General features: G+C 63.1%; 7 protein-coding genes. 5 read left to right on the plus strand and 2 right to left on the minus strand.

Features of this window, described 5'->3' with window-relative positions; translation table 11 throughout:
* A partial coding sequence (locus RUW20_RS08135; RefSeq protein WP_313951705.1) for an SGNH/GDSL hydrolase family protein occupies positions 1-933 on the plus strand: 933 nt, incomplete at its 5' end.
* Between the two features lie 183 nt (positions 934-1,116).
* Here RUW20_RS08135 and RUW20_RS08140 read toward each other — a convergent pair.
* Together RUW20_RS08140 and cls are read right to left on the minus strand one after the other, a co-directional pair.
* Positions 1,117-1,329, minus strand: a complete 213-nt coding sequence (locus RUW20_RS08140; protein ID WP_313951706.1) for a hypothetical protein — start codon at positions 1,327-1,329, stop codon at positions 1,117-1,119.
* A 62-nt stretch (positions 1,330-1,391) separates the two neighbouring features.
* Positions 1,392-2,822 carry a cardiolipin synthase gene (gene cls / locus RUW20_RS08145; protein WP_313951707.1) on the minus strand — a complete coding sequence of 477 codons (1,431 nt, stop codon included), beginning with the start codon at positions 2,820-2,822 and terminating at the stop codon, positions 1,392-1,394.
* Positions 2,823-3,253: 431 nt separating this feature from the next.
* Between cls and RUW20_RS08150 the strand changes: the two genes are divergently transcribed.
* From RUW20_RS08150 to RUW20_RS08165, 4 genes are all read left to right on the plus strand, one after another.
* Positions 3,254-4,936, plus strand: a complete 1,683-nt coding sequence (locus RUW20_RS08150) for a mechanosensitive ion channel family protein (protein ID WP_313951708.1) — start codon at positions 3,254-3,256, stop codon at positions 4,934-4,936.
* 253 nt (positions 4,937-5,189) lie between these two features.
* Complete coding sequence (locus RUW20_RS08155; protein ID WP_313951709.1) at positions 5,190-5,513, plus strand: hypothetical protein; 324 nt, start codon at positions 5,190-5,192, stop codon at positions 5,511-5,513.
* A gap of 238 nt (positions 5,514-5,751) precedes the next feature.
* Positions 5,752-6,192: a glycine zipper 2TM domain-containing protein gene (locus RUW20_RS08160; RefSeq protein ID WP_313951713.1), complete on the plus strand. Its 441-nt coding sequence runs from the start codon at positions 5,752-5,754 to the stop codon at positions 6,190-6,192.
* A gap of 71 nt (positions 6,193-6,263) precedes the next feature.
* Positions 6,264-6,692, plus strand: coding sequence for a hypothetical protein (locus RUW20_RS08165; RefSeq protein ID WP_313951710.1), 429 nt, complete (start codon positions 6,264-6,266; stop codon positions 6,690-6,692).
* Positions 6,693-6,785 lie beyond the last annotated feature (93 nt).

Consider the following 6,785-nt stretch of genomic DNA (forward strand, 5'->3'; position numbering starts at 1 on the left):
GCGCCCCCCGCGCCCCCCCACGTTGCCCAGCCCGATCCGCCTTCGCCGCCTTATTTCCAAGGACGAATGTCCAACGGACCGCTGTGGGTAGATTATCTGGCCGACATGTTGAATGTCGCCGGTCCCGAGGCCAGCCAGAAAGGCACGGGTGGAACAGCTTATGCCTACGCCGGTGCGGCCATCGGTCCCGCAACGCGTATCAGACCGTCGATTGCGATTCCGGGGCAAACACAGGTGGTTTCGGATACCGGCAAGCAAATCGACGACTTCCTGTTGGCAAGCCCCGGCGGCCGCTTTGCCGCCGATCAAATTGTCCTGTTCTGGGGCGGTTCACAAAACTTGCTGCAGGCAGCGCTGTTTGCTGCATCGACGGGTGCCAAGAATAACGGTCTGGCTGCCCTGGCGGCGAGCATCACGGAGTTCGAATCGGAACTGCGCAGGCTCGATGCCAACGGGGCGCTGCGCGTGGTGGTGCCGAACCAAATCGACCCCAGCAGTGCGCCGTTCTTCAACGGTTATGGACCACCCCTCCCGCCGGGCACGAAAGCTCTCGTGGCAGAGTTCACCCCGGTATTCAATGCGCAGCTGGATGCCATGCTGGCCGGCCTGATGAGCGACTCCGCTGTGCAGCTTCAACTCTACCCGGTTGACATGTTCGGTTTGTTCAAGCGAATCGAGGCCGATCCGTCGGCGTATGGCTTTACCAATAACACGGCGCCGGCTTTTATTCCCGGACTGGGGCAGGTCGTCCCGGATCCGACCGGCTATCTTTTTTGGGACCCGATACATCCGACAACCCAGGCTCACTTGCTGATGGCGGACGCCGTATCGAGGGCGCTTCCGCTGCCGGGAACCCTGCCGCTGCTGGCCTTGGCTATCTTTGTGCTCGCCGCCGGAGCCGCTGTTCGGCGTGCTGTCCGCGGAAGCCTCTGAGAGATGCCGTCGCATTTGTCGAATAGTGGTGTGCGTCAAGTTCTGCAAATAGGGTGATCAGGTGCTTGGTTGACCCAGTGTGCGCTGTCGGTGTCGAGAAGGGGGTAGCCTGAAGCGGCGCCGACAGCGCCTAGCCGCTTCAGGCGGCGGCGTCGGCGAGGACGGGCTGAGAGACGGCGACGCCTAGTACTTGCGCAGGAAAGAGACATTGAATCGCTGTTTGGCGACCGCCTGATAGTAGATCCCGATGAGCTGATCGCTGGCCGGGTCGTAGCTGAGTTCGTAGGTGGAGCCGTCGTAACCACCGGCGCGCAACTCGAAGAAGACGCGCAGCCTGATGCCTTCGCGCGAAGCCTCCGCTTTGGCAAAGGGAAGCTGCCGCAGGTTGAAGTACATCGCTTCGAGCTGGCCGCTCGCCGTATAACTCCCGGTCTGTCTGCTTTTGGCGTCGCGGGCACTCAGAGCAGCGGACTGAGCACCTGCACCGCATTCTCCAGCAGCCGACGCCAGTTCGGTCGCGCGCGCCAGCGTTCGAGTTCCAGCACCTGCGACCTCGACTCGTAATGCCGTTGCGTCTCCCGCACCGCCATCGAAAACTCGCGGTCGAAGGTAATCAGTGAGACTTCGAAGTTGAGTTCAAAGCTGCGCAAGTCCAGGTTGACCGTGCCGAAGATGGCGATTTCTTCGTCGACCACCATGCTCTTGGTGTGCAGCAGGCCATCGCCGAAGAGGAGGATGGTGATGCCGACAACGAGCATGTCCTCCACGTACGCGTTACCGGCGTAACGGACCAGCAGTGAGTCGATTCTCTCGGGCACGATCAGGATGACGCGTACGCCGCGTAGCGCGGCGGAGCGCAGCGCGGTCATCAGTGTTTCGCTGGGAACGAAGTAGGGTGTGGTCAGGACGATCTCGCTTCTGGCCGCGTAAATGGCGGCGAGCAGCAGCTGTTCGATGTGCCGCGTCGGGGCTTGCGGCCCGGAAGGAAAGATCTGCACCGGGCAGTTGCCGGCCGGTACCAGATCGGGCGTTGGTGGGGGCGCGAAATCGGATCCGGTCTGCAACGCCGTCAGCGACATCGAGACGGCTTCGAGTACCCAGGCGGCAGGCCCTTCTATGCGGACCATCGCATCGACCCATTGGCCAACGCCGGCGTTCTGTTTGAAAAAGCGGGGGTCGGCGATATTCATGCTGCCGGTGTAGGCGATGCGGCGGTCGATAACGGCGATCTTGCGATGGTCGCGCAGATCAAGGCGGACGAACAGCGCACGCAAGGCGTTGACCGGGAGGATTTCGACCACCTGGACGCCTGCGCTGCGCAGCTGTTCGACGGCTTCGCCCTGCAGAAAAGGGCGACTGCCCAGGGAATCCATCAATGTGCAACACCAGACGCCTCGCTGTGCGGCCCGGATCAGCGCGGCGATCAGGTCGTCGACGAAGCCACCAGCACTCCAGATATAGAACTCCATGTGTACCGACGAGCGGGCAGCGTCTATATCCGCAATCATCGCGCGCATGATCGATTCGCTGTCGGCGAGCAGTTGGAGATGGTGGCCGCCCATCAGCGGCAGCCCGACCGAGCCGGTGGCGAGCCGACTGACACTCTCCGCGCCGGTAGTCAGCGTCTCCGGATTGACCGTGTTGGCCGCCGGGATGTCCTGCGCCCAGCGCAGGATCTGCGGCTGCATGGCGATCGCCCGATCCATCCAGATCTTGCCGAGACGCCGCTCGCCGATCAGCAGGTACATCACGACGCCGACGGCCGGTAGCAGGACGATCAGCAGCAGCCACGCGACGGCCGTACCGTGCGCCGTGCGGCGCGAAAAGATGCGCAGCGACACCGCCACGAGGGCGATCAAATGCAGGGCAGTGAGATAGCTGAAGACCATGCCGCGGAGTATGAGAGGCTGCCTCGGAGCGGTCAAGGTGGCCTTGAAGGTATGGCGTGTTCCGGCATCACCGCGCCGAGGTTGGCCGGTCCACGGCTAGGCATCGCACCGGCAATCATCTGTGATAGCCTGCGCGCGTTTGCTTGTTCGCCATGGCGGCAGGTTTTCCACCGAAGACACCACAAAATCATCGTTTTTGCACAGGACGACGCTGGCCGTGCCGATCATCTTCGGAGCTGGCGCCCGACGCCGATCGGCATGGCGTCGACGATCAGGGAGTCAGCATTGGAACTGATGCATTTCGCCGCCGCTACCCGGGTCGTCGGGGTTTTTTTGGCGGCGAAGGGTGTGGGTTTGATCTTTCAAGGTGCCGTGGAGTCCCTGCAGCCTTACCGGCAGGCGGCAACAGCGGCGCAGAGGGGATAGCGAAGATGATTTCCGGGATGTTTCGATTCCTGTTGTTGCTCACTGCGTTGTCCGCAACGGCGGCCACCTCCCCTGCGGTTGCTGCGGCAACAGCAGCTGCGCCGCATGACTACGTCCATCCGGACGCGGAGATTGCCACAGCGCCGGTCGAGGTTGATGGCCGCGTTCTCTTCCGCGTGCGCGGCGTGACCAGTTTCCCTGCACAGTCACGGGCCGATGCCATTGCCGACCGCATCGAGCGCTTCGCCAGCGAGCCCGGCGTAGACCCCAGTAAAGTAAGCGTCAGCGAGTCGGGTGACTACACGGCGATCATGCTCGGAGAGCGTCGAATCATGGCGCTGTTCGATGCGGACGCGCGCATCGAGGAAATGGAGCGCGAGGATCTCGCGCTGGCGACCGCCGAACGGATCAGCCGGGCGATTGCTGATTATCGCAGCGAGCGCAGCCCGGAAGCGCTGCGGCGGCACGCCATTCAGGCCGCCGCTGCCGTGGCGGCGCTGGTGGCCGTGGTCGCCCTGTTGATCTGGCTGACGCGGCGACTCCTCGCCCTGCTCGAGAAGCGCTACCGCAATCGCATCAGCAGCCTGGGCATTCAGTCGTTCCAGATCGTGCGTGCAGAGCGCATCTGGTATGTGCTGGGGGCGGCCGTATCGGTGCTACGTCTGCTGGTGATCGTCATCGCCACCCTCGGCTGCCTGGATTTCGTGCTCAATGGCTTCCCCTGGACGCGCGGGTTTGCCGAGGAACTGACCGATATCCTCATCCGTCCGCTGAAAACAATGGCTGAAGGTCTGCTCGGCTATCTCCCCGACCTCATCTTTCTCGCCATTCTGGCGGTGGTCGTCCGCTTCGTCCTGCGCTTGATCCGGCTGTTCTTCAACGCCGTGGCGCGCGGTTCGGTGGAACTCGAGAATTTCGACGCCGAGTGGGCGTGGCCGACGTACAAGCTGGTCCGTTTCGCGGTCATCATCTTTGCCGTGATCGTCGCCTATCCGTACATTCCGGGTTCGCAGTCGGAAGCCTTCAAGGGGGTTTCGCTGCTGGTCGGAGTGGTTGTCTCGCTTGGGTCCTCATCGATGATTGCCAACCTGATTGCCGGCTTGATGATCACCTACCGGCGCGCTTTCAAGGTCGGCGACCGGGTAATGATCGGCGATGTGGTGGGCGACGTGACTGAGGTCAGGCTGCAGGTGACGCATCTGCGTACCTTGAAGAACGAAGAAGTGACGATTGCCAACTCGCTGATTCTCAATGGTTACGTGGTGAATTACAGTTCGCTGGCCGAGGAGCAGGGAGTGATCCTGCACGCAACGGTCGGCATCGGCTACGAGACGCCCTGGCGGCAGGTCGAGGCGATGTTGCTGATGGCCGTCGAGCGAACCCAGGGCCTGCTCAAGGAGCCGCCGCCCTACGTGCTGTACAAGGGGCTTGGCGATTTTTGTGTGACCTACGAGATCAACGCCTACTGCCGCGACGCCAAGGCGATACCGCTGGTGAACGCGAAACTGCAGCGCAATATTCTGGACGTGTTCAATGAATTTGAGGTTCAGATCATGACGCCAAATTATCACGACGACCCGCAGCAGCCGAAGCTGGTGGAGAAGGGTCAATGGCATGCTGCGCCGGCGGCAACGGAAATGGCAGAAGGGGCGGCGAAGAATTCAGCGACGTCGGCTGGGGGGCCTTGAATGGTCGGGGTAGGGGACCATGGCACTGTAGCTGGCGGCGCCGTCGCGCCGCCGCGCCCTCTGTTATAGACTCCATGCGTGTGCTGACACGGCGTCGTGGAAGCCGAGCGTGTCGCGGCCGCTGGTCCAGCCTGGACAGCGGCCGCCTGGTCAAGGCAGATGTGCGGCAGAGTCTTTCGCCACGCTCGTGCGTGCACGGCTTGTGCCCAGTTCCCCCGCCGGTTCGCGGCTCATGGATGAGGAGAAATTGCCAATGAAGACCTTCCGTTATCGTCATGCGTGCGTCGCGCTTGGCGGCTTGCTCGCCTGCCTGCTGGCCTGGGGTGCAGCCGCCCAGGTGACCACCATCGCTCCGGATCCCGCGCTGTCGCCAGATGCGATCGCCCCTGACCGGGCGCTCGATCCGGAACAGATCAACCCGCCGCCAGTCAGGTCGCCGGATGCAGTCCGGCCGGACGCGGCGCTGGCGCCGGAGCGCGATCAGGGCCCGGCCGTTCGTTCTCTGGATGCCGTTGCGCCTGACGCAGCGCTGGCGCCGGAACAGATTACGCCTCCGCCAGCGCTGTCGCCTGATTGATGCGAGCTGCGGGCGCCTGGCGTACAATGTCGCCGGGTTACCCCAAGCGTCCTTTGTCATCGCCAAGTTGCCGGCCGTGGCCAAGCTTGGCGTGGCGATGATTCGGGTGACATGATTTCCGTTGGGCGCCGCGAGCGCACCAATTTCCGCCAGGTCGTCTCCCGACGGCCCTGTTTTTTGACGATGCCGTGGTTGTTGAACATGATCGCGGTGCTGATCCCCACAGGAGGTTTCCATGTTGCAGAAAATTTCTTCGTATCTTTCCGTCCTCGTCCTGGCCCTGGCGCTGGGTGCCTGCGCCGCACCCGGTCAGCAACCAGGTGAACTTGAAATTCGCAGTGGCATCATCGAACAGATCCTCGATGTCCAGTTGTCGAGCAGTCATCATGCTGGCGTTGGCGCTGTCGTCGGCGGGCTTGCCGGCATCGGGGTTGGCAGCTTGATCGGTGCCGGTACCGGCCGCGACGTGGCGATGGTTCTTGGTGCCGTTGGCGGCGCGTTCGCCGGTAACGAGGTGCAGAAAAAGTACGACCATCCGGTTCCGGGTCAGCAAATCGTCATTCGCACCGGAAGCGGCGTCCTGGTTTCGGTCACCCAGCCCGTGAACCCGGCCCTCTACAAGGGTCAGCGGGTGTATGTGGAAGGCAACGGCGACGCGGCTCGCGTCGTTCCGCGCTGAGCGTCACTCGAGCCAGGTGTCGGGCTGACTACCGGCCCGACACCCGCATGCCAGATTCCGGACAAATGAACATGCCCAAGGTCCCCTCGCCAGCCGATGCCAGCCGCGTCGAGCGGCCGCAACAGCCGTTTCGCACCACGGCCAGAATGCTGGCCGTGGTGCTGTGCGCCTCATTCGCTCTCGGCGGATGCGCACCCGATGCGTTCCGGCCCGATGCCCCGTATGAAGATTTTCTCAATCGGGTTGAGAGCAAGTGCCAGTACCAGCGGATCGGACGAGTGCAGATCGACAGCGAGTTCCTGCAGGATCCCTATTTCCTGGATCTGACGTCGCGCTTCTATAACGGTGAGCTTCAACGGGCAGCTTACGTCGAGAGCCTGCTAGGGGCTTACGATGCCAAGCCCGATTCGCCGGGCGTGCGTTGCCTGCTTGGCCAGACGCTGCAGCCGGCAGCTCCCCCCGCGTTCCCGCCGCCGCCGGCGATGGCGGCTCCTCGGTAGCTCGTCTCTTCCCGCCACCGACCTGCACGCCGATCGAGGGTCGCGGACGCGATCGCGCGGTGAGAAAGCCCATCCATGACCAGACGATCCCGA

The organism is Accumulibacter sp., from assembly GCF_032229525.1.
Classification (GTDB): domain Bacteria; phylum Pseudomonadota; class Gammaproteobacteria; order Burkholderiales; family Rhodocyclaceae; genus Accumulibacter.